Source organism: Stutzerimonas sp. 21-1, assembly GCF_056336065.1.
On record NZ_CM150500.1, the window covers coordinates 799,821 to 825,370 of the forward strand.

The window sequence follows — 25,550 nt, forward strand, 5'->3', positions numbered from 1 at the left end:
TTTCTTGACTGCTGCACGTCGACTCGCCGGGTTGCGCTCACTCCGCGGCGGCGGCCGCCCACTCCAGCGCCTGCACGCTGCTGTGGTGCGTGTTGCTGCCGTGGTTGGCGTCCGGGTTGATGCGCAGCTCGACGTGCATGCCGGGCATCGCGCCCAGGCGTTCGGCGAAGTCGCGGGCGTTGTCGACCATGCGCCGCTCGGCCATGTGGCGCCGGCGCGGATCGTCCTGCGGATCGTCGGCGGCCGGCTGTTCGGCGCTGCCGACGGTGATCAGTAGCCGACTGCCCGCCGGATGTTGCTGCAGCTGGCGCTCGAAGCGGGCCAGGCTGCGTTCGACATAGCCCTGATACCACCAGATCGACGGGCTGGCGGCGACGTAGCGGCTGAACGCCTGCGGCCGGTTGAGCAGCGTGTAGAGGGTGAACAGCCCACCGTAGGAGTGGCCGAACAGCGTCTGCTGCGCGGGATCGACCGGATGGCGCGCGGCGATCAGCGGCTTGAGTTCGCTTTCCAGAAAGTCCAGGAATCGCCCGGCACCGCCGGACGGCGGAGCCTCGCGCCCGGGCAGGCGCTGGCGGTCCTCGGCGTGCGGCGTGTAGTCCTCGGCGCGTGCCTTGAAGTCGTACAGCGCGGCGCCCGGATAACCCACGCCGACCACCAGCACGCTGTTGCGCAGCGTCGGCTCGGGGCGCGCTTCCAGCGCCTGGGCCTGCAGCGCCAGCGCCGGAAACAGCGCATTGCCGTCGAGCACGTAGAGCACCGGATAGCCACCGGGCGGCGCCGGCTGCGTCGGTCGGGACAGGAATATCTGGTAGTCGCGTCCGGTGTGGCGCGAATGCAGCACGCGCCGCTCGGTCTGCGGCAGCGTCACGGCCTGCCAGGCGGACGCCGCTGGCGTGGCCGCCTGGGTCGGCACGCTCAGCAGCGCGAGCGTGGCCAGGGTGAGGCGCTTCATGCGTGGGTCAGCGGCAGCGCGCCGTCCTGCCAGTGCACCTTGAGCGCTTCTTCGCCGGAGAAGCGTTCGAGGTGGTCGGCGATGACCAGGCTCAGACGCTTCTGCGCCTCGCCGGCCTCGGCCTGGCAGTCGATCAGCAGGCGGTCGGTTTCGGCGAGCATGCGGCAGCTGCCGAAGGGGAACTGCACGCGGGCGCGGGTTTCGTCGAGTTCGACCTCGCCCTTGTGGGCGAAGTGCTTGAACAGCCGGGTCATGTTGCGCGCGGCGCGCGGGGTGAGTACGACGGCATGGAACTGGGGCACGGGCAATCTCCTTGCAGGGTGGTCCGGCCCGCAGGCCGGCAGTGGGGTGGCTCAGAATTCGTAGCGCGCGCCGACGACGAAATTGCGCGACGGGCCGTAGAAGTTGAAGGTGCCGACGCTGCCGACCCGCGAGTAGTACTTGCGGTCGAGCAGGTTGTTGGCGTCGAAGGTGGCGGTCAGCTTGTCGGTGAGCGGGTAGGACAGCTTGGCGTCGACCACCGCGTAACCCGGTGCGCTCAGTCGCGGGCTGCCGGCGCGTTCGATGCTGAAGTCGCTCATGGCGCTGATGCCGGCACCGAGGCCGAGGCCGCGCAACGGGCCGCCGGGCAGCGTGTACTTGCTCCACAGCGAGGCCTGGTGGCGTGGCATGAGGGCGAACAGCGCGTTCTCGTCGCCGGCCAGGTTCTCGCTCTTCATGTAGGTGTAGCCGGCCAGCAGCTCCCAGTCGGGCGTCAGGTAGCCGCTGACTTCCAGTTCGCCGCCGCGGATGCGGGTTTTGCCGCTGGCTTCGTAGACGCCGTTGAGCGGCACGCCGAAGTCGTCGATAGCGCCGGTGGCGCGGTTCTCGTCGGTGAGCTGGAAGGCGCTCAGGCGTGCATTCAGATCGCCGCCGTAGTAGCTGCCCTTGATGCCGACTTCGTACTGCTCGCCTTCGCGCGGCTCGATGATGCGCCCGCCGGCGTCGGCCTCGGTCTGCGGCTTGAACACCTGCGAGTAACTGGCATACAGCGAGTGCTGCGCATCGAGGTCGAACACCAGCCCGCCGTAGGGCGTGACATGGCCGCTTTCGCGCACATCATGCGCGGCCGTGCTGTTTTCGCCGGTGTAGCTGCTGACGCGGGCGCCGCCGATCAGCGCCAGGCGCTCGAACGGACGGAATGTCAGCTTGGCGTACAGCCCGGCCTCGCGCTCGTCGGTTTCGGTGGGCGTGCCGAAGGTGACGTTCGGCCGCGGCTTGTCGCTCGGGTGGTAGCTGTCGACGTCGATCACGCCGAGGTTGCCGCGCGCATCGGCGTAGTCGGTCTCGTAGCGCTTGAAGTCGGTGCCGACGACGAATTCGCTGACCTGGCCGAGCAGGGCGAACGGCTGGCTGTAGTTGGCGTCCACCGCGAGGGTGTCCTGCTCCAGGTCGCGCGCGGTGTAGGCCAGGTTGGTCACGCCGGTGCTGGCGTTGCGTCCGGTGAAGGCATACAGGTAGTCGGTGGCGCGCTTGGAGCCGCGCACGGCAATGCGCCCGTAGCCGCCGTTGTCGAAGCGGTGGGTCAGCTCGGCGATGGCATCGGTGCTGCGGCCGTCGAAGTCGCCCCAGTCGGCGCCCAGGTAGGTCGAGCGGCTGAAGTGCTGCAGACTGCCGTCGGTGGCGGCGGGGTAGCCGTTGTGCGGGACGATGTCCTTGGTCTGGTGGATCAACCCGAAGGACATCACCGTGGCGTCGCTGAGGTCGACGTCGAGCGCGCCGTAGAAGCTCTCGCTGGTGTTGGCGTTGTAGTCGACCTCGCCGTTGGTATCGGCGCGCGAGGCGACCATGCGCCCGCGCACGCGGCCGTCTGCATCGAGCGGGCCGGAAAAGTCGGCTTCCTGGTAGTTCTGGTCCCAGCTGCCGTAGCGGCCGGTGAGGCTGCCCTGGAATTCGCGGGTCGGGCGCTTGCGCACCATGTTGACGATGCCGCCCATCTCGCTGGTGCTGCTGAACAGGCCCGACGGTCCGCGCATGATCTCGACCCGGTCGAACGGCGACAGCGACGGCAGCGTGCCGTTGATGCTGGCCATCGGCGCGGGCAGGCCGTCGATGTTGAATTCGTCGTACTCGTAGCCGCGCGCATAGATCGACGAGCGCCCGCTGTCGTTGGTCAGGGTGCGCAGGCCGGCGGTGTATTTGGCGAGATCGTCGAGGTTCACGAACTGGCGATCGCGGATGTAATCGCTGGTGTAGACGGTGATCGACTGCGGAATGTCGCGCAGCTCGGCGGGCGTCTTGGTGCCCACGGTGGCGGCCGGCACGGCGTAGCCGCCGCCCTGCTCGGAGGGCGCCATGTCGTACAGGCGATTGCCCTCGACGGTGATGCTTTCCAGTTCCACCGCCTGCTCCGGCGGCGTGACGCCCTGCGCCAGCGCACTTAGCGGAAACGGCGCGAGCAGGCCGAGCAGCAGCCAGTGACGGGAAAAACGGGAAGGGCGGGTGGTGCGGTCCATGTTGCGGCTCCTGTCGCAAGCGGCGGGGCAGGTTGGCGACTGTCCCACGATTGCACAAATGATAACGATTTGCATCCGAGAATGGCGGCGCGTAGTCTGCCACCACGGCCTCGGCCGAACCTTTGTGCGAGCGAACATTTGCTTTGCGATCCGTCTTCCGGGGATTTGCGCCATGCAGCAACCTGATCACCTCATCCGTCGCGGCGAGCTGCCGGCAGCCAGCCAGCCGGGGCTGCGCCTGGCGCGCCCGGAGGACGACCGGCTGTTCTTCGGCAGGGTCGGCTGGGTGCAGCTGCGCGAGGGGCTGTCGCTGCACTGGTCGGATTACCAGGAGCTGCAGGATTTCGTCGCGGAGAATCCGGTGCAGCCGCGCCTGTCGTTCGTGCTGTTCCTCGACGGCCAGAGCGAGGTGAGCTACGGCGACCTGGCGCTCAGCTTCGGCCAGGCGGATCGCCGCCAGCGTCCGCAGGGCGTGGCGCTGGCGATGACCGAACCGGTGCTGTTCCGTCGTCAGGCCCGCCGTGGTCGGCATATCCGCAAGCTGGTGGTGAGTCTGGCGCCGGAATGGTTCGACAACGCCGGCGCCGAGGCCGGCAGCGCGGTGCGGCGCTTCCTGCAGAGCCATCTGGCGCCGCGTGTGTGGCAGCCATCGGCACGGCTGCTGACGCTGGCCGAACAGATGCTCAGCCCGACGGGCTACGACCCGCTGCTCGAACGGCTGTATCTGGAAAGCCGCGCGCTGGATATCGCCTGCGAGGCGCTGGGCAGCCTTGCCGAGGCCGCGCCTGAGGCGGGGCTGCGCCCGCAGGAAGGCTTACGCGTGCAGCGACTGCAGGAGTTGCTCGACAGCGGAGCGGCAGACGCCTGGACGCTCGAGCGCATCGCCCGCGAGATGGGCGTCAACGCCGGCACCCTGCAGCGCCAGTTCCGCACCGCGCGCGGCATGACGATCTTCGAGTATCACCGCGCTCGCCGCCTGCTGCAGGCGCGACAGGCGCTGGAACGCGAAGGAATCAGCGTGAACGAGGCCGCCTGGCGCGCCGGCTACAACAGCCCGGCGAACTTCGCCACGGCGTTCAAGCGCCAGTTCGGCATCAGCCCGCGGCAGGTGCGCGGGCGGCTGTGACGGCTTCGTTCGCCCAACCGGCCGGCTAACCGCTCACGCTGGCGATGGCGCGGGCCAGTGCGTCCAGTCGCTCGGCATCCAGCCCGGCGACGCTGGCGCGACCGCTTTCGACCAGATACACCGAGTGCTCGGCGCGAAGCCGGCGCACCTGCGCGGCGGTAAGCCCGGTGTAGGAAAACATCCCGCGCTGCTCGGCGATATGCGCGAAGCGCTCGGCCAGCCCGTACGGTGTCAGCGCTTCCACCAGGCCCTTGCGCAGGTTGGCGATGCGCTGGCGCATGCTTTCCACCTCGTCCTGCCAGATCTGCCGCAGCGCGTCGTCGGCGAGAATGGTCGTCACCACCGCGGCGCCGTGCGCCGGCGGCGTGGACCACAGCCCGCGGGCGAGGGCGGCCAGCTGGCTGCGCACATCCAGCAGTTGCTCGTGACCGGCGGCGATGACGATCAGCGCGCCGGTGCGCTCGCGGTAGAGACCGAAGTTCTTCGAGCAGGAGCTGGTGATCAGCACTTCCGGCAGCGTTTCGGCGAACAGCCGCACCGCCCAGGCGTCTTCCTCCAGCCCCTCGCCGAAGCCCTGGTAGGCGAAGTCGAACAGCGGCAGCAGCTCGCGGCTGCGGACGATCTCCAACACGCGCAGCCAGTCGTCCTGGTTCAGGTCGAAACCGCTCGGGTTGTGGCAGCAGGCGTGCAGCAGCACGACGTCGCCCGTCGGGATGCGCTCCAGCGCGGCGAACAGGCCCTCGCGATCCAGGCGGTTGTTCGCGCCGACGTACGGGTAGTGCCGCAGCGGCACGCCGGCGGCGGCGAACAGCGTCTGGTGGATCGGCCAGGTCGGGTCGCTCAGCCACAGGCTGCGCCCCGGCAGGCAGCGCGCGATGAACTCGCCGGCCAGGCGCAGCGCGCCAGTGCCGCCGGGCGCCTGGGTGCAGCCGGCGCGGTCCTCGGCGAGTGCCACGGCGCGCGGGCTGAGCACCAGCCGCATCAGCAAGGCGCCGAACTGCGCATCGCCGTGGCCGCCGATGTAGCTCTTGGTCTTCTCGCTGTCGACCAGCCGCTGCTCGGCCAGCTTCACCGCGCGGGGAATGGGCGTCTGCCCGTGGGCGTCCTTGTAGACGCCGACGCCGAGGTCCAGCTTGGCCGGGTTGGCGTCAGCGCGAAACGCATCCAGCAGGCCGAGGATCGGGTCGCCGGGGACGCGGGGTATCTGGCCGAAATGCATCACTTGCGACCCTCGGCAGTGGCGGCGAGCTGGTCGGTGCGCGCGGCCATGATGAAGTCGTTGCGGTGTAGGCCACGCATCTCGTGGCTCCACCAGGTCACGGTGACCTTGCCCCACTCGGTGAGCAGCGCCGGATGGTGGCCGACTTCCTCGGCGATGGCGCCGACCGCGTTGGTGAACGCCAGCGCGTGGCGGAAGTTGCGGAACAGGAACACGCGCTCCAGCTCCATGTGGTCGCCGCGCACCTCGATGTTCCAGTCGGGGATTTCGCGGATCAGCTCGGCCAGTTCTTCATCGGATACCTTCGGCGCATCGGCGCGGCAGGCTTCGCATTGGGCTTGGGCGAGAGCGGTCATGGTGTCGGTCCCTTCTGTCTGTTGGGTGAAAGTCGTTGGCAAAGCCTAGGTGAATTGAAGGCGTAGGGTGGACAACGCCGCAGGCTTGTCCACGCGTTGGGTTCGTCCGCCACGCCGTCGAAAGATCTCGTCGCGGTTGGGAGATGAGCCTTGCGGCGTCATTCAACCAGCGGAGTCGTGACCGAACCGGCGCGTGGAAAACGCTCCGCAGTTTTCCACCCTACGCTGCCTTGGGCGGAAACTTCGGCTGGTGCAGGCCCAGGCGCATGGCCTGGTGAACCAGCGCCATGATGTCCTGGTGGGCCAGCTCGAACAGCCGGTGCAGGTCCGGCAGCACGAAGTACAGCGGCTGCAGGATGTCGATGCGATAAGGCGTGCGCATCGCCTCCAGCGGGTCGAACGGCTGGTGCTCGGGCGCGGCGGACAGGCTGTAGAGCGTTTCCTTCGGCGAGGAAAGAATGCCGCCGCCATAGATGCGCCGGCCTTCAGGCGTGTCCACCAGGCCGAACTCGATGGTCATCCAGTACAGCCGCGCGAGGTAGACGCGCTCCTCCTTGCTCGCCGCCAGGCCCAGCTGGCCATAGGTGTGGGTGAACTCGGCGAACCACGGGTTGGTCAGCAGCGGACAGTGGCCGAAGATCTCGTGGAAGATGTCCGGCTCCTGCAGGTAGTCCAGTTCCTCCGGCGTGCGAATGAAGGTGGCGACCGGGAAGCGCTTGCTCGCCAGCAGCTCGAAGAAGGTCTGGAACGGGATCAGCGCCGGCACGCGAGCGACCTGCCAGCCGGTGGTGGCCTGCAGCACGCGGTTGATTTCGCTGAGCTGCGGAATGCGCTCGCGGGGCAGGTCGAGTTGCTCGATGCCGGCCAGGTATTCCGGGCAGGCGCGCCCGTCGAGCAGCTTCAGCTGGCGTTCGATCAGGGTCTGCCAGACGGCGTGCTCGGCGTCCGGGTAGTGGATGTGGCCGTGCGCGTCCGGTTCGCGGGCGACATAGGGCGTGGTGTTCATCGGACCTCCTGAGCGGGTGGCCGCCTGAGTCTTGTTGTTATGGATGCCTCATCTGAACGTGCCGGCGCGGGCGTTGGGTAGTAGGCGTGCGAAGGCCGAGCGCACTTCGCTTGCGGCTGGATGTAAAGAAAGTCTTACGAATCCGCCCGGCGGCGTGGTGATCGCCTTGTATGCGGCTGCGTTCGTCAAATAATCTTGACGATAATCAAGCCTGGCTTGCGAATAACTCGCCGCATAACAACAAAAGGGCCGCGTATGCGTATCCGAATCCTTTGCCAGAACCGCGTCGGCATCCTGCGCGACATGCTCAACCTGCTCGTCGATTACGGCATCAACGTGGCGCGCGGTGAGGTCGGGGGCGAGCAGGGCAATGCCATCTACCTGCACTGCCCGAACCTGATGAACCTGCAGCTGCAGGCCCTGCGGCCGAAGATCGAGGCGCTGCCCGGCGTGTTCGAGCTGCGCAAGGTCAGCCTGATGCCCAGCGAGCGGCATTCGCTGGAACTCAACGCGCTGCTCGGCGCACTGGACTTTCCGGTGCTCTCGGTCGACATGAGCGGCGCCATCGTCGCGGCGAATCGCTGCGCGGCGCAGCTGCTCGGCGTGCGGGTGGACGAGGTGCCGGGGCTGAGCCTGTCGCGCTATGCCGAGGATTTCGATCTGCCCGAGCTGGTGCGGGCGAACAAGGCGCGCATCAATGGCCTGCGGGTGCAGATCAAGGGACAGGTGTTCCTCGCCGACATCGCACCGCTGCAGTCGCAGCACGACGACAGCGAGGCGCTGGCCGGCGCGGTGCTGACGCTGCACCGCGCCGATCAGGTCGGCGAGCGCATCTACAACGTGCGCAAGCAGGAGCTGCGCGGCTTCGACAGTATTTTCCAAAGCTCGAAGATGATGGCGGCAGTGGTGCGCGAGGCCCGGCGCATGGCGCCGCTGGACGCGCCGCTGCTGATCGAGGGCGAAACCGGCACCGGCAAGGAGCTGCTGGCGCGTGCCTGTCACCTGTCCAGCCCGCGCGGGCAGGCGCCGTTCATGGCACTCAATTGCGCCGGGCTGCCCGAGTCGATGGCCGAGACCGAGCTGTTCGGCTACGGCCCCGGCGCCTTCGAGGGCGCGCGCCCGGAAGGCAAGCTGGGGCTGCTGGAACTCACCGCCGGCGGCACGCTGTTCCTCGACGGTGTCGGCGAGATGAGCGCGCGGTTGCAGGCCAAGTTGCTGCGCTTTCTGCAGGACGGCGGCTTTCGCCGGGTGGGCAGCGACGAGGAGGTCTATCTGGATGTACGGGTGATCTGCGCGACGCAGGTCGATCTGTCCGAGCTGTGCGCCAAGGGCGAGTTTCGCCAGGACCTGTACCACCGGCTCAACGTACTGTCGCTGCACATTCCGCCGCTGCGCGAATGTCTCGACGGGCTGGAACCGCTGGCGCTGCACTTCATCGACCAGGCCAGCCGGCAGATCGGCTGCCGGTTGCCGACGCTGTCGACGGCCGCGCTGGCGCGCCTGGCCGGCTATCACTGGCCGGGCAACGTGCGCCAGCTGGAGAACACGCTGTTTCAGGCGGTCTCGCTCTGCGATGACGAGCGCATCGAGCCGGAGCACATCCGCCTGCCGGCCTACGGTGCAGCGCAGCCGCTGGGCGACTTCGCCCTGGACGGCGATCTGGCAAGCATCGTCGGGCGCTTCGAGAAGGCCGTGCTGGAAAGCCTCTATCAGCAGCATCCCAGCAGCCGGCTGCTGGGCAAGCGGCTGGGCGTATCGCACACCACCATTGCCAACAAGCTGCGCGAGTACGGCATTGGTCGGGAGGACTGAGGCCCGCGTGGGGCAAACGCCGCGCTGGGGATTGCAGCAGCGTTAGCAATTCAGGTGCGCAGATGCGTCTGGGCGCTTGTCTCATCGCGTGCCTGTAAAGTGACTGGCTGGTCAATTTCGTTTCGCTGCCTTTCTGTGTGCAACGGCGTGACCGGGTTCGCGAAACCGGCGCCGACCAAGTCGCTTGCGCTTGTCTGCCGCAGCCGCTTGCCGAAGACTCGCCGCGGCCTGCGCCGCGACTGGTTGTCGTGGCGCACGCAGGACCAAACGCCAATAAAGACCGGTCGGCAGCCTTGGTTGCCACGAACCGGCCATTCGCCCGAATGGTTCGCGCCGCCTGGCCGCGCCATTGCACTTATCCGATCAACGACGCGACCGGCGCTCACGAGGCACCGTCGTCGCGCAGCCGTTTCTGGGAGCTTTCGATGTTCAAGTCTTGTGTCACCGCGCTGGTCGCGACGCTGTCTCTGCTGGGGCTGTCGGCCGCCAGCGCCGCGGAGCCGATCGTCATCAAGCTCGCCCACGTGGTGGCGGACGATACGCCCAAGGGCAAGGGGGCGCTGCTGTTCAAGCAGCTGGTCGAGCAACGTCTGGCCGGCCAGGTGAAGGTCGAGGTCTACGCCAATTCCAGCCTCGTGGGCGATGCCGACGAGATGCAGGCACTGCTGGACAACCGGGTGCAGCTGCTGGCGCCCTCGCTGTCGAAGTTCGAGAAGTACACGCGCAAGCTGCAGGTTTTCGATCTGCCGTTCCTGTTCGATGACGAGGCAGCGGTCAAGCGTTTCCAAAGCCGCGAAAAGAGCCGCGAGCTGCTGCGCTCGATGGCCGGCAGCGGTATCTATGGCCTGGCCTACTGGAACAACGGTCTCAAGCAGCTTTCCGCCACCCAGGCGTTGCGCCTGCCGAGCGACGCCAGCGGCCTGGCGTTCCGCGTGCAGCCGTCGGCGGTACTGGAGGCACAGTTCGCCGCCGTTGGCGCCAAGTCGGTGCGCCTGCCGTTCGCCGACGTGTTCAAGTCGCTGCAGAGCGGCGTGGTGCAGGGGGCGGAAAATCCCTGGTCGAACATCGCCAGTCAGAACATGCACAGCGTGCAGCCGTACATCACCGAAACCAATCACGGTGTGCTCGCCTACATGCTGGTCACCAATGCCGAGTTCTGGCGCAGCATTCCGTTCGCGACGCGCTCGGAGCTGGAGAACATCATCGTCGAGGTGACCGCGGTGGTGAACGAGGAAGCAGAAGCGCTGAACCGCCGCGATCGCGATCGCGTTCTCGCCAGCGGCAGTAGCAAGCTGATCAGCCTGTCGCCGGAGCAGCGCCAGGCCTGGCGCGAGAAGATGCAGCCGGTGTGGCAGGCCTACGAGGCAGACATTGGTGCCGACGTGATCCGTGCGGCGCTGACCGTCAACCGGCGCTGAGCGCGTTTCATTCCAGCGGCTTGCCGGCGTAACAGGTCGGCGAGCTGGGATCGGCGCGGCGTTCCAGTTCCTCTTCCAGCCATTCGGCGAGCACCCGCGCGTTGTTCTCTCGTTCGTCCCGCGCGGCGTAAACCAGTGTGAGCGTGCCACCCGCGGCACGCTCCAGCAGCGGCCACCAATGCTCGGGATGCGCCGCGAGTTCCTGCCGGTAGCGCTGGCGGAACGTGGCGAAATCCAGCAGCCCTCCTTTGAACTCGCGTCGCAGCGCCGTGGTGGGCGCCAGCTGCGGCAGCCAGCCATCGAGTGGCAAATCTTCCTTGCGGCAGTTACGCGGCCAGAGTCGATCGACCAAGACGCGCTGGCCATCCTCGTCGGCCGTTGGCAGATAGGCGCGTTTGCACTGGATCATCGGCGGACTCCTTCTTTTCAGCATCGGGTGAGAAAGACCGAGCGTCTTGCTTGGTATTAAATACCTCGTCTGATTGTTATTTAAACCCTGATGTCGCAGGTCATATCTACCATTTGAAATGTTAACTCATTGATTTTCAATGGTTAAGAAAGCGGCACGCTTCGTGAAGTGTTCTTGGGGTGCGACATCTCACAAACGTCAAAAGGAGCATCCCCATGAAAAAGTTGATCGTAGCAGCAGCCAGCGCCGCCATCCTGATCTCGGCATCCGTTCACGCCGACGAGATTCTTGAGGTTCACCCCGATCATGCGGTCGGTGGTGGTTTCGGTGGGCTCAGTGGCTTCATGGTCGGCGCGGTAGGCGGGCCGATAGGCGCGCTGGTTGGTGGCGGGCTGGGCTGGCTACTGGGTAGCGGTGTGCAGGACGCCGCCGGGCTGGAGCAGACGCTGTACGTGGTGCGCAAGGACGATGGCAGCATCGACCGTATCCGCAGCTCCGACGGCAGTTTCCTGGAGGGCCAGCATATCCGCCGCGACGGCGCCGAGATCACCGCGATGCGCCCTTGAGCGGTAGTGCGACGGGACTGTCGTCAGCCGGTCGATATGCCCGCAGCGCTTGGCCTCCCGGGTAACGCTGAGGGATGATCGTGCGCCTGTCTTGTCCGAGGAGCCTGCGATGACCTATTCCGTGCTGCATGTTGTGCACCTGCTGGCAGCGATCTTTTTCATCGGCACGCTGTTCGTCGAAGTGGCGATTCTTGCCAGGATTCGTCCGCAGCTCGGCGAGTCGGTCGCGCAGCAGCTGGATAGAGCGGTCGGCGCGCGCTCGCGGGTGGTGCTGCACTGGGTCGTGTTGTTCGTCTACGGCGCCGGCATCGGCCTGGCCTGGTTTCACCGCCAGGCGCTGGCCGAGCCGTTTGCCGGCAGCTTCGGGATGCTGCTGAGCCTGAAGATCCTGCTGGCCGTCGGCGTGTTCTTCACCTTCGGCCTGGTGGCGATCCTGCTGCGCAGCGGGCGGATGACGCCGGCGCGCTACAGCGCCATCCATTGGGCGATCTTCCTGCAGATGGTCGGCATCGTGGTGCTGGCCAAGGCGATGTTCTACGTCCACTGGTAGTCGCGTCGGTGTGCGGGCCTAGCAGGTTCGCCGCCGCTGATGATGATTTCCGTCAAGACCGATGCCGCTTGTCGCGACGCTGATTGCGCCCGATTCAGCCGCTGCAGGCTCATTGCGTTCGTCGTTGCCCCGGCTAAGGTGGCTGCATCGCACTCGATCAGCAGGGGTACCGCATGAACTTCGCCTACAGCCCGCGCGTGGAGGCGCTGCGTCAGCAGCTCCGCGCCTTCATGGATCAGTACATCGTGCCGCGCATCGGTGCCTGGCATGCCGAAGTGGCGGCGGGTCGGTATCCGGTATCGTTCATGGACGATCTCAAGGCGCTGGCGCGTGCCGAAGGGCTATGGAACCTGTTCCTGCCGTCACTGCACGAAGACGAACCGGGCACTGCGCTGAGCAACCTGGAGTACGCACCGCTGGCTGAGATCATGGGGCGCGTGCACTGGGCCTCCGAGGTGTTCAACTGCAACGCGCCGGACACTGGCAACATGGAACTGCTGCACCTGTTTGCCACGCCCGAGCAGCGTGAACGCTGGCTTCTGCCGCTACTCGAGGGGCAGATCCGCTCGGCCTTCGCCATGACCGAGCCGGACGTACCGTCGTCCGACGCCACCAATATCCAGACGCTGATCCGCCGTGACGGCGACGATTACGTGATCAATGGTCGCAAGTGGTTCATCACCAACGCCTCGCACCCGGACTGCCGGTTGCTGATCGTGATGGGCAAGACCGATCCCGCCGCCGAGCCTCACCACCAGCAGAGCATGATCCTGGTGCCGTTCGACACCCCCGGTGTGGAGCTGGTGCGCAACATTCCGGTGATGAACCACATCGCCCCGGAAGGCCATAGCGAGCTGCTGCTGAGGAATGTGCGAGTGCCGGCAAGCAATCTGCTCGGGCCCGAGGGCGACGGTTTCATGATGGCCCAGGCCCGCCTCGGACCGGGACGCATCCACCATTGCATGCGCTCGATCGGCCAGGCGGAGCTGGCGCTGGAGCTGATGGTCGAGCGTTGCCAGGAGCGCAAGGCGTTCGGCAAGTATCTGCAGCAGTATTCCAATGTCGCCGACTGGATCGCCGAGTCGCGCATCGAGATCGAGCAGGCGCGTCTGCTGGTGCTCAAGACGGCGTGGATGATCGACGAAGTCGGCGCCAAGGCGGCACGCCGGGAAATCGCCATGATCAAGGCGCTGGTGCCGCGCATGCATACCCGCGTGGTGGATCGTGCGATCCAGGTCTACGGTGCGATGGGGCTGACGCCGGATACGCCGCTGGCCGATATGTGGACGGGTGGCCGCGCGCTGCGCTTCGCCGATGGCCCGGATCAGGTGCATCTGCGCAGTGTGGCGAAGATGGAGCTCAAGGCCAGCGAGGCCAATCGTGGCGCTACGGCCGCGTACCTCACGCCGGGGCGGCATCACTGAGCGGAGCCGGACCTACGGCCTTCCGGCGGTTAACCAGGCCGTCACGCGAGCGGATTAATCTGCACGATCATCGCCCGGTAGCACTTCGAGCGATGTGGCCTACCCTGAAATTCATCCGGATGGTCAGATGTTCGCCTGTCGAGGCACTTGTTGACATGGCTCAATGGAATCCGTGATGGCCTGCCCAGGCTTGATTGCAATCAAGGGGCGGAGATGCTTGACTCCCCTACTATGCGCGGCACATCCCGCCGTGGAAGTAAGGTAACTCTATGAAACCCCATTGCTTTTCTTTTCGCAGCCTGCTGCGCTCATGGGGGAACGGTCTCGTAGTGCTCCTTGCCGTGGCTCTCTGTGCCGTTCAGGCGCAGGCCAAGGACTACGCCGTTGAGCAACAGCGAATCGAGCAGTTTTTCCCGAAAGCTACCCACATCTCCGAGCCGGAAGGCGAGTATCAGGTGCGAACGCTCGCCGACGGTGTGGGCACCGTCTATGGCTACGCCTACCAGAGCATCAACGTCACCCAGATCCCTGCCTACTCCGGCAAGCCAATCAACATGCAGGTGCTGCTCGATCCGCAGGGCGTGATCGTCGACGCCTACGTGCTCGAGCACCACGAGCCGATCCTGCTGATCGGCATTCCAGAGCAGAAACTGCACGACTTCGACCTGAAGTACGCCGGCATCAAGGCCGACCAGCGCGTGGTAGTGGGGCGTTCCAGCGATAAGAACGCGGTGACGGTCGACGCGGTGACCGGCGCTACGGTGACCGTGATGGTGGTCAACGAGATCATCATGGGCTCGGCCCACAAGGTTGCCGCGTCGCTCGGTCTGGTCAAAGACAACCTCGAGGCGCGGCAGAAGCCTGCGCTGGTGCGCGCGGATGTCTATAAGCCGGCCAGTTGGGCTGAGCTGACCGGCAACGGCGCCATCCGTCGGCTGCACCTGACCAATGGCCAGATCAACGAGGCCTTCAAGGGCACCGCAGCCGAAGGCATCGACGAGGCGCCGGCCGAGGAGCTCGACGAGACGTTCATCGATCTCTACGCCGCGCCTCTGAATCCGCCGACCATCGGTCGCAATCTGCTGGGCGACAACCAGTACCGCTTCCTCATGGAAGAACTCAAGCCGGGCGAGCACGCGATTGCCGTGCTCGGCAGCGGCGAATACTCGTTCAAGGGCTCGGGCTACGTGCGCGGCGGCATCTTCGATCGGGTGCAGGTGCGCCAGTTCGGCAACATCATCAGCTTCCGCGATCTGGACTTCCAGCGGCTCAACGACGTGTACGCCGAAGGCATTCCAGAGTTCAAGGAGATGGCGATCTTCATCATCCGCGAGAAGACCGGCTTCGATCCGGGTACGCCGTGGACGCTGGAGCTGCTGGTGCGGCGTCAGACCGGCCCGGTCGACGGCATCTTCACCAGCTTCGAGCTGCCGTATCAGATTCCCGAGGAATACATCGAGCGTCCGCAACCGACCGCCGAAGAACTCGCCATTATCGAAGAAGCCAATCGGCCGATGTGGGTCAACATCTGGTACCAGAAAAGCTTCCAGATCGGCGTGATCCTCGTCGCGCTGGGCCTGCTGACGGTGATCCTGTTCCTGCAGGACAAGCTGACCAAGCACCCGACCTTCCTCAAGCGGCTGCGTCACGGCTACCTGGTGTTCACCGTGGTGTTCATCGGCTGGTACGCGCTGGGACAGCTGTCGGTGGTCAACGTGCTGACCTTCGTCCATGCGCTGGTCCAGGACTTCCGCTGGGAACTGTTCCTTACCGACCCGGTGATCTTCATCCTCTGGGTGTTCACCGCGGCGAGCATCCTGCTCTGGGGGCGCGGCGTGTTCTGTGGCTGGCTGTGCCCGTTCGGCGCCCTGCAGGAGCTGATCAACGAGGCTGCGCGCAAGCTGAAGATTCCGCAGTACGACGTGCCCTTCGCGGTGCACGAGCGGCTCTGGGCGATCAAGTACATCGTCCTGCTGGTGCTGTTCGGTATCTCGCTCGAGTCGATGATGATGGCGGAGAAGGCCGCCGAGGTGGAGCCGTTCAAGACCGCTATCACGCTCAAGTTCGACCGCCAGTGGTGGTTCGTGCTCTACGCAGTGGTGCTGCTGGTGGTGAACATCTTCACCCGCAAGGTCTACTGCCGCTACATCTGCCCGCTGGGCGCGGGGCTGGCGATCACCGGTCGCTTCCGCCTGTTCGACTGGCTCAAGCGGCGCAAGGAGTGCGGCAACCCCTGCCAGATCTGCGCCAATGAATGCGAGGTGCAGGCGATTCATCCGGATGGGCACATCAACCACAACGAGTGCCACTACTGTCTGGACTGCCAGATGACCTACCACAACGAGAACAAGTGTCCTCCGTTGGTGAACAAGAACAAGCGCAGGAAGCGTGACAAGAAGGCCCCGGTCGGGCCGGAAATGATCCCTGTAGTTGAAGTGGTGGAACCCTGAGCGTCGTCTGCGGGCGAGCCGTTCGGAACTGATCGTCTGATCTGTGTTAAGCGATAAGGAGCAACACCCCCATGAGTGACAAGAGCAAGAACAATCCCGAAACGCTGGAGAAGGGTGGTCTGAGCCGCCGTGGCTTCCTCGGCGCAACCGCCATGACCGGTGCGGCTGTTGCCGCCACCGCTCTGGGTACTTCCGTCATGACCCGCGAGTCCTTCGCGGCGGCAGTCAAGGACGCCCAGTCCAAGATCCACGTCGGACCGGGCGAGCTGGACGAGTACTATGGCTTCTGGAGCGGCGGCCACCAGGGCGAAGTGCGCGTACTGGGCGTGCCGTCGATGCGCGAGCTGATGCGCATCCCGGTATTCAACGTCGACTCGGCTACCGGCTGGGGCCTGACCAATGAGAGTAAGGCGGTGCTGGGTGACAGCGCCAAGTTCCTCAACGGCGACTGCCACCACCCGCACATCTCGATGACCGACGGCAAGTACGACGGTAAGTACCTGTTCATCAACGACAAGGCCAACACCCGCGTCGCGCGTATCCGTCTGGATATCATGAAGTGCGACAAGATCCTGACCGTGCCGAACTGCCAGGCCATTCACGGCCTGCGCCTGCAGAAGGTGCCGCACACCAAGTACGTCTTCGCCAATGCCGAGTTCGTCATTCCGCACCCGAACGATGGCAAGGTGTTCGATCTGCAGGACGAAAACAGTTACACCATGTACAACGTGATCGACGCCGAGAAGATGGAAATGGCGTTCCAGATCATCGTCGACGGCAACCTCGATAACACCGACGCTGACTACACCGGCCGCTTCGCCGCCTCCACCTGCTACAACTCGGAGAAGGCCTTCGATCTGGGCGGCATGATGCGCAACGAGCGCGACTGGGTCGTGGTGTTCGACATCCACGCGGCTGAGAAAGCCGTCAAGGCTGGCAAGTTCATCACTCTCGGCGACTCCAAGGTGCCGGTCCTCGACGGCCGCAAGAAGGGCGAAAAGGACAGCGAGTTCACCCGCTACATTCCGGTGCCGAAGAACCCGCACGGCTGCAACACCTCGCCGGACGGCAAGTACTTCATCGCCAACGGCAAGCTGTCGCCGACCTGCTCGATGATCGCCATCGACATGCTGCCTGACCTGTTCGCCGGCAAGCTCAAGGACCCGCGTGACGTTGTTGTCGGCGAGCCGGAGCTGGGCCTTGGCCCGCTGCACACTACCTTCGACGGCCGCGGCAACGCCTACACCACGCTGTTCATCGACAGCCAGCTGGTCAAGTGGAACATGGAGGAAGCCCGTCGCGCCTACAAGGGCGAGAAGGTCAACTACATCAAGCAGAAGCTCGACGTGCACTATCAGCCGGGCCACAACCACGCCTCGCTGTGCGAAACGCGCGACGCGGACGGCAAGTGGGTCGTCGTGCTGTCGAAGTTCTCCAAGGACCGCTTCCTGCCAACCGGCCCGCTGCACCCGGAGAACGATCAGCTGATCGACATCTCCGGCGACGAGATGAAGCTGATGCACGACGGCCCGACCTTCGCCGAACCGCACGACTGCATCATGGCTCGCCGCGACCAGATCAAGACCAAGAAGATCTGGGACCGCAACGATCCGTTCTTCGCGGAAACCGTGAAGCGCGCCGAGAAGGACGGCATCAACCTGACCGCCGACAACAAGGTCATCCGCGACGGCAACAAGGTGCGCGTGTACATGACCTCGATGGCGCCGGCGTATGGCATCAACGAGTTCACCGTCAAGCAGGGCGATGAAGTCACCGTGACCATCACCAACATCGACCAGATCGAGGACGTGTCCCACGGCTTCGTCATGGTCAACCACGGTGTGAGCATGGAGATCAGCCCGCAGCAGACCTCTTCCATTACCTTTGTGGCCGACAAGCCCGGTCTGCACTGGTACTACTGCAGCTGGTTCTGCCACGCGCTGCACATGGAGATGGTCGGCCGCATGATGGTCGAGCCGGCGTAAGCCGAACTTCCTGCCCGACCCTTCCGGTCGGGCAGGAACTCCTGCAATAACCTTTCCTTAGATTTGTTCCGGCACCCTTGCCGGCACTGAGAAACACCCGCAATCTGCCTGGACGCTGAATAAGGTAACTGTCGTGCTCAGATCTCAGGCTGTCGATGTGCTCTCTCCGTGGGCACTCTGCATTTTTCTCCTATTCGGTGGCGTGGCTCAGGCGGCGCCGCAACCCATCACCGCTCTGCCGTTACAGGCGGAGGGTGAAAACCTCTGGCGGCTTCCGGCCGGCGAATACGCCGGGCAGTTCCGCATAGACCAGCCGATGCACCTGCGCTGCGAACCTGGTGCGGTGATTCGGGCGCAGGGCGAAGGCAATGCGCTGAACATCAGAGCGTCCGACGTCACGGTCGAAGGCTGCACGCTTCTCGATTGGGGGCGCGATCTCACCGCGATGAACTCGGCCGTGTTCATCGAGCGCAACGCGCGTGGCGCGCAGATCAAGGACAACCGTCTCGAAGGCGCCGGTTTCGGCATCTGGGCCGACGGGACGCAGGATGTGAGAATCGTCGGTAACCGCATCGTCGGTGACCCCAGCGTGCGTTCCCAGGATCGCGGCAACGGTATCCATCTGTATGCGGTGCATGGCGCAGAGGTTGTCGGCAATCACGTCCGCGACACGCGCGACGGTATCTATATCGATACGTCCAATGGCAACCATCTGGAGGGCAATGTTCTCGAGGACCTGCGTTACGGCGTGCACTACATGTTCGCCAACGACAACAGCGTGATCGGCAACATAACGCGGCGCACCCGTACCGGCTATGCGCTGATGCAGAGCCGCAAGTTGGTAGTGACTGGCAACCGCTCCGAACAGGATCAGAACTACGGCATCCTGATGAACTACATCACCTACTCGACGCTGAAAGACAACTTCGTCAGCGACGTGCAGCGTGGCGATACCGGTGGCGACAGCATGATCAGCGGCGGCGAAGGCAAGGCGCTGTTCATCTACAACTCGCTGTTCAACACCATCGAGAACAACCACTTCGAGCACAGCAATCTGGGGATTCACCTGACCGCGGGCTCGGAGGACAACAAGATCAGCACCAATGCCTTCGTCGGCAACGAGCAACAGGTCAAGTACGTCGCCACCCGTACCCAGGAATGGTCGGTGGACGGGCGTGGCAACTACTGGAGCGACTACCTGGGCTGGGATCGCAACGAGGATGGCCTGGGCGACGTGCCCTACGAGCCCAACGACAACGTCGACCGCCTGCTGTGGATGTATCCGCAGGTGCGGCTGCTGATGAACAGCCCCAGCATCGAGGTGCTGCGCTGGGTGCAGCGCGCCTTCCCGGTGGTCAAGTCGCCGGGGGTGCAGGATAGCCATCCGTTGATGCATCTGCCGACCAAGAAACTGATGAACACCACGCAGGAGCCGTCCTCATGAATGCGGTAGAGATCCAGGGCGTCAGCCAGCGTTACGGCAGCATGACGGTGTTGCACGATTTGAACCTGACCCTCGGCGAGGGCGAAGTGCTGGGCCTGTTCGGCCACAACGGCGCCGGCAAGACCACCAGCATGAAGCTGATCCTCGGCCTTCTGCAGGCCAGCGAGGGGCAGGTGCGGGTGCTCGGCCGCGATCCGCGCACCACCGACGTGCGTCGCCAGATGGGCTATCTGCCGGAAAACGTGACCTTCTACCCGCAGTTGACCGGCCGCGAAACCCTGCGCCATTTCGCCCGGCTGAAGAGCACGCCGCTGGGTCAGGTCGACGATCTGCTCGAGCAGGTCGGCCTCGCCCATGCCGCCGATCGGCGGGTGAAAACCTATTCCAAGGGCATGCGCCAGCGTCTCGGCCTGGCCCAGGCAGTGCTCGGCCAGCCGCGCCTGCTGCTGCTCGACGAGCCGACGGTCGGCCTCGACCCGATCGCCACGCAGGAGCTGTATCTGCTGATCGACCGCCTGCGCCAGGGCGGCACCAGCGTCATCCTCTGCTCCCACGTGCTGCCGGGGGTCGAATCGCACATCAACCGTGCGGCGATCCTCGCCAAGGGCCGCCTGCAGGCGGTCGGCAGCCTGGCCCAGTTGCGGGCCGAAGCCGGCCTGCCGGTGCGCATCCGCGCCAGCGGCATCGGCAGCAGCGAGCACTGGCGGCAGCGCTGGAGCGATGCGGGCCATAGTGCGCGGGCGCTGAGCGAGACCAGCATCGAAGTGGTCGCGGTCAACGGCCACAAGTTGGTGCTGCTGCGCGAGCTGCTCGGCGAAGGCGAGCCGGAGGACATCGAGATCCACCAGCCCTCGCTGGAAGACCTGTACCGTTACTACATGGAACGCGCCGGCGATGTACGCACCCAGGAGGGCCGAGCATGAACCAGATCTGGAATATCGCCCGCAAGGAACTCAGCGACGGCCTGCGCAACCGCTGGTTGCTCGCCATCAGCCTGCTGTTCGCCGTACTCGCGGTGGGCATCGCCTGGCTTGGCGCCGCGGCGTCCGGGCAGCTGGGGTTCACCTCGATCCCGGCGACCATCGCCAGCCTGGCCAGCCTGGCCACTTTCCTGATGCCGCTGATCGCGCTGCTGCTGGCCTATGACGCGATCGTCGGTGAGGACGAAGGCGGCACGCTGATGCTGCTGCTGACCTATCCGCTCGGCCGTGGGCAGATCCTGCTCGGTAAATTCGTTGGCCATGGGCTGATCCTAGCCCTGGCGGTGCTGATCGGCTTCGGCTGCGCGGCACTGGCGATTGCCCTGCTGGTCGAGGACATCGAACTGGGCCTGCTGCTCTGGGCGTTCGGCCGCTTCATGATCTCCTCGACGCTGCTCGGCTGGGTGTTCCTCGCCCTGGCCTACGTGCTCAGCAGCAAGGTCAGCGAGAAGTCCAGCGCGGCCGGGCTGGCGCTGGGCGTCTGGTTCCTCTTCGTGCTGGTCTTCGACCTCGTGCTGCTGGCGCTGCTGGTGCTCAGCGAGGGCAAGTTCAGCCCTGAACTGCTGCCCTGGCTGCTGCTGCTCAACCCCACGGACATCTATCGCCTGATCAACCTGTCGGGCTTCGAGGGTGCCGGCAGCGCGATGGGCGTGCTGTCGCTGGGCAGCGATCTGCCGGTTCCCGGCGCGGTGCTCTGGCTGTGCCTGCTGGCATGGGTCGGCGCCTCGCTGCTGCTGGCCTATGGCATGTTCCGTCGGCGTCTGACCTGATCCCAACTTACAAGGAGTCTCTATGAATCGGCTTTATCATCACGGTATTCGCGCGCTGTTGCTGCTGGCCCTAGGCCTGGGGCTGGCCGCCTGCGGTGAAAAGGAAGAGGTCAAGCAGACGCTCGATCCGGTGGCCTTCCACGAGAATGACGAATGCCACGTATGCGGCATGGTCATCAGCGATTTCCCCGGGCCGAAAGGCCAGGCGGTGGAGAAGGGCGGCGTGAAGAAATTCTGTTCCACCGCCGAGATGCTCGGCTGGTGGCTGCAGCCCGAGAACAAGCTGCTCGATGCCAAGCTGTACGTGCACGACATGGGCAAGAGCCAGTGGGAGCACCCGGACGACGCCTACCTGATCGACGCGACCAGCGCCTATTACGTGATCGGTACTTCGCTCAAAGGCGCGATGGGCGCGTCGCTGGCGACCTTCTCCGACGAGGCGGCTGCGCAGAAACTTGCGGCCGAGCATGGCGGTCGCGTGCTGCGCTTCGAGCAGATCGACCAGGCCCTGCTGCAGGAGGCCGCGAGCATGCAGCACGGGGCGATGCACGATGAGCACGCGCCAGCGCAACACGACAACGCACACGCCGGTCACTGACCGCGACAATCCAACGAGGTGAGCTAATTATGGGTATCAGCATCTGGCAACTCCTGATCATCCTCCTGATCGTCGTCATGCTGTTTGGCACCAAGCGCCTGCGCGGCCTGGGCGCCGATCTGGGCAGTGCGATCAGCGGGTTCCGCAAGTCGATCAACGACACCGATAGCGCCTCGTCGACCGAGGCGATTAAGCAGGACGCCAATCGGGTCTGAGACCAGCGCGTCTGGACCCGTCATCGCCTGGCCTGTTTCGGGCCAGGCGATTCCTCCCGTTCCCCCGCAGCACCTGCGGGCATCTTCGCTGCGCCGCGCAACGCCTCGCGGTGATCCGCGTGCGGGATTAGCCGCCGCGACACGATTCCTCTTCGATCTGCTCCCGTTCCGCCTACAGCGTCGCCGTCTCAGTCACCGGCGCGGTGGGGGATTTCCGACCGTCCGGAAAAAAGCTGATTGCAATCAAGTCTGTCGAGGGCTTCTAACCTGTAGAAAGTAACCCTGGCTCCAGATGTCGTGGGAGCGCACATGGTTCCGGTCAGCTTGCACCATCCAGGCGCATCTGCCGGGCATGAGAACGATCTGGAGGCCTTCCGTGCAAGTTATCGATCGGCGAAAAGCCCTGAGTATCCCGCCCATCTGGAGGCTCGCGTTTCGCCCGTTCTTTCTCGCCGGCAGCGTCTACGCGCTGCTGGCAGTTCCGCTCTGGGTCGCCGCCTGGACCGGCTTATGGCCGGGCCTGCAACCCACCGGCGGCTGGCTCGCCTGGCATCGCCACGAAATGCTGTTCGGCTTTGCGATGGCCATCGTGGCCGGTTTTCTGCTCACCGCGGTACAGACATGGACCGGCCAGGTCGCGCCTTCCGGCAACCGGTTGATGGCGTTGGCGCTGGTCTGGCTGGCGGCGCGTCTGGGCTGGCTGTTCGGTTTGCCGCTGGCGTTGCTGGTGCCGCTGGAACTGCTGTTTCCGCTCGCCGTCGCGCTGCTGATGGCGCAGATGCTTTGGGCGGTGCGGCAGAAGCGCAATTACCCGATCGTGGCGGTGCTGTCGCTGATGATCGCAGCCGACGTGCTGGTGCTGGTGGGGCTGCTGCAGGGCGATGATGGTCTGCAACGCCAGGGCGTGTGGGCCGGGCTGTGGCTGGTGGCCGCGCTGATGGCGCTGATCGGCGGACGGGTGATCCCGTTCTTCACCCAGCGTGGTCTGGGCTGGGTCGAGGCGATCAAGCCGTGGGTCTGGCTGGATATCGCCTTGCTGGTCGGCACAGCGCTGATCGCGATTCTCTACGCGCTGGGACTGGGGCTGCAGGCGCATCCGCTGCTGGGGCTGCTGTTCGCCCTGGTCGGTGCCGGACACCTGCTACGTCTGGCGCGCTGGTACGACAAAGGGATCTGGGGCGTCGCGCTGCTGTGGTCGTTGCATCTGGCGATGCTCTGGCTGGTGGTGGCAGCGTTCGGTCTGGCGCTCTGGCATTTCGGCCTGCTGGTCAATGCCAGTCCGGCGTTGCACGCGCTGAGCGTCGGCTCCATGAGCGGCCTGATCCTGGCGATGATCGCGCGGGTCACCCTGGGGCATACCGGCCGACCGCTGCAGCCGCCGACGGGAGTCGTCGCCGCCTTCGTACTGTTCAATCTGGGTACGCTGGCGCGGGTGTTTCTCGCGGCGGTCTGGCCGGTCGCCGGACTCTGGCTCGCGGCGCTGTGCTGGACGCTGGCCTTCCTCATCTACGCCTGGCGCTACGCACCGATGCTGGTGAGGGCGCGGGTCGATGGCCATCCGGGCTGATTTTCACCGACGTCGGCGATTTTGCCGGCGCCACGGAGGACGGGCTGAGCGAGCGATGGCCGTCTTTCCTTCTGAGGCACCAATCCGCTGTCGGCCGCCGTGCCGGCAGCCGTGGGCTCGGCCGCGCCGGGCAATGGAGTAAACGATGAAAAGCGAATTCCTCGATCGTCTGGCGGTGATCACCGGTGCCAGTTCCGGTATCGGTCTGGCGCTGTGCGCCGCGTTGCTGCAGCGCGGTGCGCGGGTACTGGCGATGTCGCGCACGCTGGGTGGGCTCGAGCCGCTGCTGCAGTCCTACCCCGATCAGCTGGTCTGGCTGCAGGGTGACGTGACCCGTGCCGACGACCTGCAGGCATTGTGCCGGCGGGCCGCGGAAATGGGGCCGGTCAGCTATCTGGTGCCCAACGCCGGCATTGCCGAGCTGGCCTGCGGACTGGACATGCCAGCGTTCGACCGCCAGTGGGCGGTCAACGGTGCAGGTGCGCTGAATACCCTGAATGCACTCCGCGGCGAGCTGGCCAAGCCGGCCTCGGTGGTCTTCATCGGTACCTTCCTCACCCGTTCGGCCTTCCCGGGGCTGGCGGCCTATATCGCCAGCAAGGCGGCATTGGGCGCGCAGGCGCGGACCCTGGCGGTGGAGTTCGCGCCGCTGGATGTGCGCATCAACATGGTTTCGCCCGGGCCGACCGCGACCGCGATCTGGGGCAGCCTCGGGTTGACCGACGAGCAGCTCGACGAGGTCGCCGAAAGCGTCACCAAGCGCCTGCTGCCGGGGCATTTCCTCGAGTCCTCGGCCGTTGCCAACGTGATCCTGTTCCAGCTCTCGCAGGGCGCGCGTGGCGTTTATGGTCAGGATTGGGTGGTCGACAACGGCTACACCGTCAGCTGAAGGGGTGACCCTATGTGGTTCAAGAATAAGGCGGCGCTACGCCTGCAACAGGAGCTGGACGCACTGCGCGCCAGCCATGCCGAGCAGGCCGCGCGCATCGCCGGGCTGGAGCAGCAGCTGCAGCAGGCCGAATCCGCCAGCCGGGGTGGCCAGCGCCAGCTTGACTATTACCGCGGCGTGTCCGCCAGCCTGACGCGCTTCAGTGTGTCGGTTGCGCACCTGAGCGAATCCTTCGAGTTCCTCACCGGCCAGCTGGGCGAGAACAAGGGGCGCGCTGGTGAAGTTGCGGCCGCAGCGCTGAGCAACCAGAAGCACTTCGGCGAGCTGCAGGGCCGCGCCGCGGAGATGGAAAGCGGTCTGGACCTGGCGTCGCGCAAGGTCGATACCCTGGCCGAGCGCTCGCAGGAGATCAATGGCATCGTTGATCTGATCAGCGGCATCGCCAGTCAGACCAACCTGCTGGCGCTCAACGCGGCCATCGAGGCGGCGCGTGCCGGCGAGGCGGGGCGCGGCTTTGCGGTGGTCGCCGGGGAAATCCGTAGCCTGGCGGAAAAAACCGCGCTGGCGACCGACGACATCGTGCGCAAGATCGGCGAGGTGCAGGCCGAGATTCGCAACGTGCACGACTACATCCAGCTGCAGGGCACTCATGCGCAGGGCTTCAGCCGTACCACCGAGGATGCGGTCGGGGCAATGCGCACCCTGCATCAGCTGGCCGGCGCGATGCGCGAGAGCAGTTCGGCGGCCTCGCTGCGCGCCGGGGTCGAGCTGGCCAACCTCGACGAGCTGTCGCTGAAGTTCGTGGTCTACAACCACCTGCTCGGCGAGCGTTCGCAGCAGGCGCCACAACTGCCCGGCGAGCGCGATTGCCGCTTCGGACGCTGGTATTACGGCGAGGGCAATCGGGACATCCAGGCGCTGGACTGTTTCGCCCAGATCGAGCGGCCACATACCGCTGTGCACGCGCAGGGGCAGGCGGCGATCGATGCATTCGGGCAGGACTCGCTAGAGAACGCACTGCGCCATCTGGAGCGGATGGAGGAGGCCAACCTGGAGGTGATGCGTATCGTCAACGCCGTGATCGAGCAATACGAGCGAAGCGTAACGCGGGCTGCCTGATTCCGCCGAGGCGTTGCGAAGCACGATTGGTCAGTCGTAAAAATGACCAAACGCATGTTTGTGCAATTTTATTGCACTCTTCCTGCAATACTATTCGTTAGAGATTATTCAACTGCCCGCTGACAATGCTCAGGCATTCTGTCTGCGCGACTCACCGTCGCGTCCGAACATGAACCAATCCCTGGAGGAGCGGCGAG

At 65.3% G+C, this 25,550-nt stretch carries 23 protein-coding genes; 16 read left to right on the forward strand and 7 right to left on the reverse strand.

Annotation, left to right across the window (positions count from 1 at the left end; translation table 11 throughout):
- Positions 1-37: 37 nt before the first annotated feature.
- Genes AC0ZJQ_RS03855 through AC0ZJQ_RS03865 form a run of 3 tightly spaced genes read right to left on the reverse strand, consistent with a single transcriptional unit; the run spans position 38 to position 3,450 of the window.
- Positions 38-955: an alpha/beta hydrolase gene (locus tag AC0ZJQ_RS03855; protein ID WP_314019738.1), complete on the reverse strand. Its 918-nt coding sequence runs from the start codon at positions 953-955 to the stop codon at positions 38-40.
- Positions 952-1,257: a DUF2218 domain-containing protein gene (locus AC0ZJQ_RS03860; RefSeq protein ID WP_008567364.1), complete on the reverse strand. Its 306-nt coding sequence runs from the start codon at positions 1,255-1,257 to the stop codon at positions 952-954. The genes AC0ZJQ_RS03855 and AC0ZJQ_RS03860 overlap by 4 nt, the downstream gene beginning before the upstream one ends.
- Positions 1,258-1,308: 51 nt before the next feature.
- Positions 1,309-3,450 carry a TonB-dependent siderophore receptor gene (locus tag AC0ZJQ_RS03865; protein WP_476477358.1) on the reverse strand — a complete coding sequence of 714 codons (2,142 nt, stop codon included), beginning with the start codon at positions 3,448-3,450 and terminating at the stop codon, positions 1,309-1,311.
- A gap of 172 nt (positions 3,451-3,622) precedes the next feature.
- Between AC0ZJQ_RS03865 and AC0ZJQ_RS03870 the strand changes: the two genes are divergently transcribed.
- A complete protein-coding gene (locus tag AC0ZJQ_RS03870; protein WP_458989297.1) occupies positions 3,623-4,576 on the forward strand; it encodes a helix-turn-helix transcriptional regulator in 954 nt (317 codons plus the stop codon).
- Positions 4,577-4,601: 25 nt separating this feature from the next.
- Here the strand turns inward: AC0ZJQ_RS03870 and AC0ZJQ_RS03875 are convergent, their stop codons facing one another.
- From AC0ZJQ_RS03875 to phhA, 3 genes are all read right to left on the reverse strand, one after another.
- Complete coding sequence (locus tag AC0ZJQ_RS03875) at positions 4,602-5,795, reverse strand: amino acid aminotransferase (RefSeq protein WP_476477359.1); 1,194 nt, start codon at positions 5,793-5,795, stop codon at positions 4,602-4,604.
- Positions 5,795-6,151 (reverse strand): 4a-hydroxytetrahydrobiopterin dehydratase, encoded by a 357-nt coding sequence (locus AC0ZJQ_RS03880; protein WP_008567023.1) that lies wholly within the window; start codon positions 6,149-6,151, stop codon positions 5,795-5,797. The genes AC0ZJQ_RS03875 and AC0ZJQ_RS03880 overlap by 1 nt, the downstream gene beginning before the upstream one ends.
- Before the next feature lie 220 nt (positions 6,152-6,371).
- Positions 6,372-7,157, reverse strand: coding sequence for a phenylalanine 4-monooxygenase (gene phhA, locus AC0ZJQ_RS03885; RefSeq protein ID WP_008567022.1), 786 nt, complete (start codon positions 7,155-7,157; stop codon positions 6,372-6,374).
- Between the two features lie 255 nt (positions 7,158-7,412).
- On the opposite strand from phhA, the gene AC0ZJQ_RS03890 reads away from it, so the two are divergent.
- Positions 7,413-8,969: a sigma-54-dependent transcriptional regulator gene (locus AC0ZJQ_RS03890; RefSeq protein WP_314019741.1), complete on the forward strand. Its 1,557-nt coding sequence runs from the start codon at positions 7,413-7,415 to the stop codon at positions 8,967-8,969.
- A gap of 425 nt (positions 8,970-9,394) precedes the next feature.
- A complete protein-coding gene (locus AC0ZJQ_RS03895; RefSeq protein WP_476477360.1) occupies positions 9,395-10,387 on the forward strand; it encodes a TRAP transporter substrate-binding protein in 993 nt (330 codons plus the stop codon).
- Positions 10,388-10,394: 7 nt separating this feature from the next.
- Here AC0ZJQ_RS03895 and AC0ZJQ_RS03900 read toward each other — a convergent pair whose 3' ends face one another.
- Entirely contained in the window at positions 10,395-10,796 is a 402-nt protein-coding gene (locus AC0ZJQ_RS03900; protein ID WP_476477361.1) for a DUF488 domain-containing protein, read from the reverse strand.
- A gap of 215 nt (positions 10,797-11,011) precedes the next feature.
- On the opposite strand from AC0ZJQ_RS03900, the gene AC0ZJQ_RS03905 reads away from it, so the two are divergent.
- The 13 genes from AC0ZJQ_RS03905 (at position 11,012) to AC0ZJQ_RS03965 (ending at position 25,353) form a co-directional block, all read left to right on the forward strand.
- Positions 11,012-11,362 carry a hypothetical protein gene (locus tag AC0ZJQ_RS03905; protein ID WP_054093540.1) on the forward strand — a complete coding sequence of 117 codons (351 nt, stop codon included), beginning with the start codon at positions 11,012-11,014 and terminating at the stop codon, positions 11,360-11,362.
- Positions 11,363-11,471: 109 nt separating this feature from the next.
- Positions 11,472-11,912 carry a CopD family copper resistance protein gene (locus AC0ZJQ_RS03910; protein WP_008567016.1) on the forward strand — a complete coding sequence of 147 codons (441 nt, stop codon included), beginning with the start codon at positions 11,472-11,474 and terminating at the stop codon, positions 11,910-11,912.
- A 173-nt stretch (positions 11,913-12,085) separates the two neighbouring features.
- Positions 12,086-13,336, forward strand: a complete 1,251-nt coding sequence (locus AC0ZJQ_RS03915; protein WP_155551527.1) for an acyl-CoA dehydrogenase family protein — start codon at positions 12,086-12,088, stop codon at positions 13,334-13,336.
- Between the two features lie 269 nt (positions 13,337-13,605).
- Positions 13,606-15,786: a transcriptional regulator NosR gene (gene nosR / locus AC0ZJQ_RS03920; RefSeq protein WP_051018660.1), complete on the forward strand. Its 2,181-nt coding sequence runs from the start codon at positions 13,606-13,608 to the stop codon at positions 15,784-15,786.
- A 71-nt stretch (positions 15,787-15,857) separates the two neighbouring features.
- Complete coding sequence (nosZ, locus tag AC0ZJQ_RS03925) at positions 15,858-17,771, forward strand: TAT-dependent nitrous-oxide reductase (protein WP_008567013.1); 1,914 nt, start codon at positions 15,858-15,860, stop codon at positions 17,769-17,771.
- 133 nt (positions 17,772-17,904) lie between these two features.
- The gene (locus tag AC0ZJQ_RS03930; protein WP_037019317.1) at positions 17,905-19,215 is read left to right on the forward strand and encodes a nitrous oxide reductase family maturation protein NosD; all 1,311 of its coding nucleotides are present in this window, start codon (positions 17,905-17,907) and stop codon (positions 19,213-19,215) included.
- Positions 19,212-20,138: an ABC transporter ATP-binding protein gene (locus AC0ZJQ_RS03935; RefSeq protein ID WP_008567011.1), complete on the forward strand. Its 927-nt coding sequence runs from the start codon at positions 19,212-19,214 to the stop codon at positions 20,136-20,138. Before AC0ZJQ_RS03930 ends, AC0ZJQ_RS03935 begins: the two co-directional genes overlap by 4 nt.
- A complete protein-coding gene (locus AC0ZJQ_RS03940; RefSeq protein WP_008567009.1) occupies positions 20,135-20,965 on the forward strand; it encodes an ABC transporter permease in 831 nt (276 codons plus the stop codon). The genes AC0ZJQ_RS03935 and AC0ZJQ_RS03940 overlap by 4 nt, the downstream gene beginning before the upstream one ends.
- Before the next feature lie 22 nt (positions 20,966-20,987).
- Positions 20,988-21,563 (forward strand): nitrous oxide reductase accessory protein NosL, encoded by a 576-nt coding sequence (locus AC0ZJQ_RS03945; RefSeq protein WP_008567007.1) that lies wholly within the window; start codon positions 20,988-20,990, stop codon positions 21,561-21,563.
- Positions 21,564-21,589: 26 nt separating this feature from the next.
- A complete protein-coding gene (gene tatA / locus AC0ZJQ_RS03950) occupies positions 21,590-21,778 on the forward strand; it encodes a twin-arginine translocase TatA/TatE family subunit (protein WP_177313783.1) in 189 nt (62 codons plus the stop codon).
- A gap of 376 nt (positions 21,779-22,154) precedes the next feature.
- On the forward strand, positions 22,155-23,345 hold the full coding sequence (locus AC0ZJQ_RS03955; protein ID WP_008567006.1) for an NnrS family protein: 1,191 nt from the start codon (positions 22,155-22,157) through the stop codon (positions 23,343-23,345).
- 145 nt (positions 23,346-23,490) lie between these two features.
- The gene (locus AC0ZJQ_RS03960) at positions 23,491-24,234 is read left to right on the forward strand and encodes an SDR family NAD(P)-dependent oxidoreductase (protein WP_008567005.1); all 744 of its coding nucleotides are present in this window, start codon (positions 23,491-23,493) and stop codon (positions 24,232-24,234) included.
- A 12-nt stretch (positions 24,235-24,246) separates the two neighbouring features.
- A complete protein-coding gene (locus tag AC0ZJQ_RS03965) occupies positions 24,247-25,353 on the forward strand; it encodes a methyl-accepting chemotaxis protein (RefSeq protein WP_008567004.1) in 1,107 nt (368 codons plus the stop codon).
- Positions 25,354-25,550: the final 197 nt, after the last annotated feature.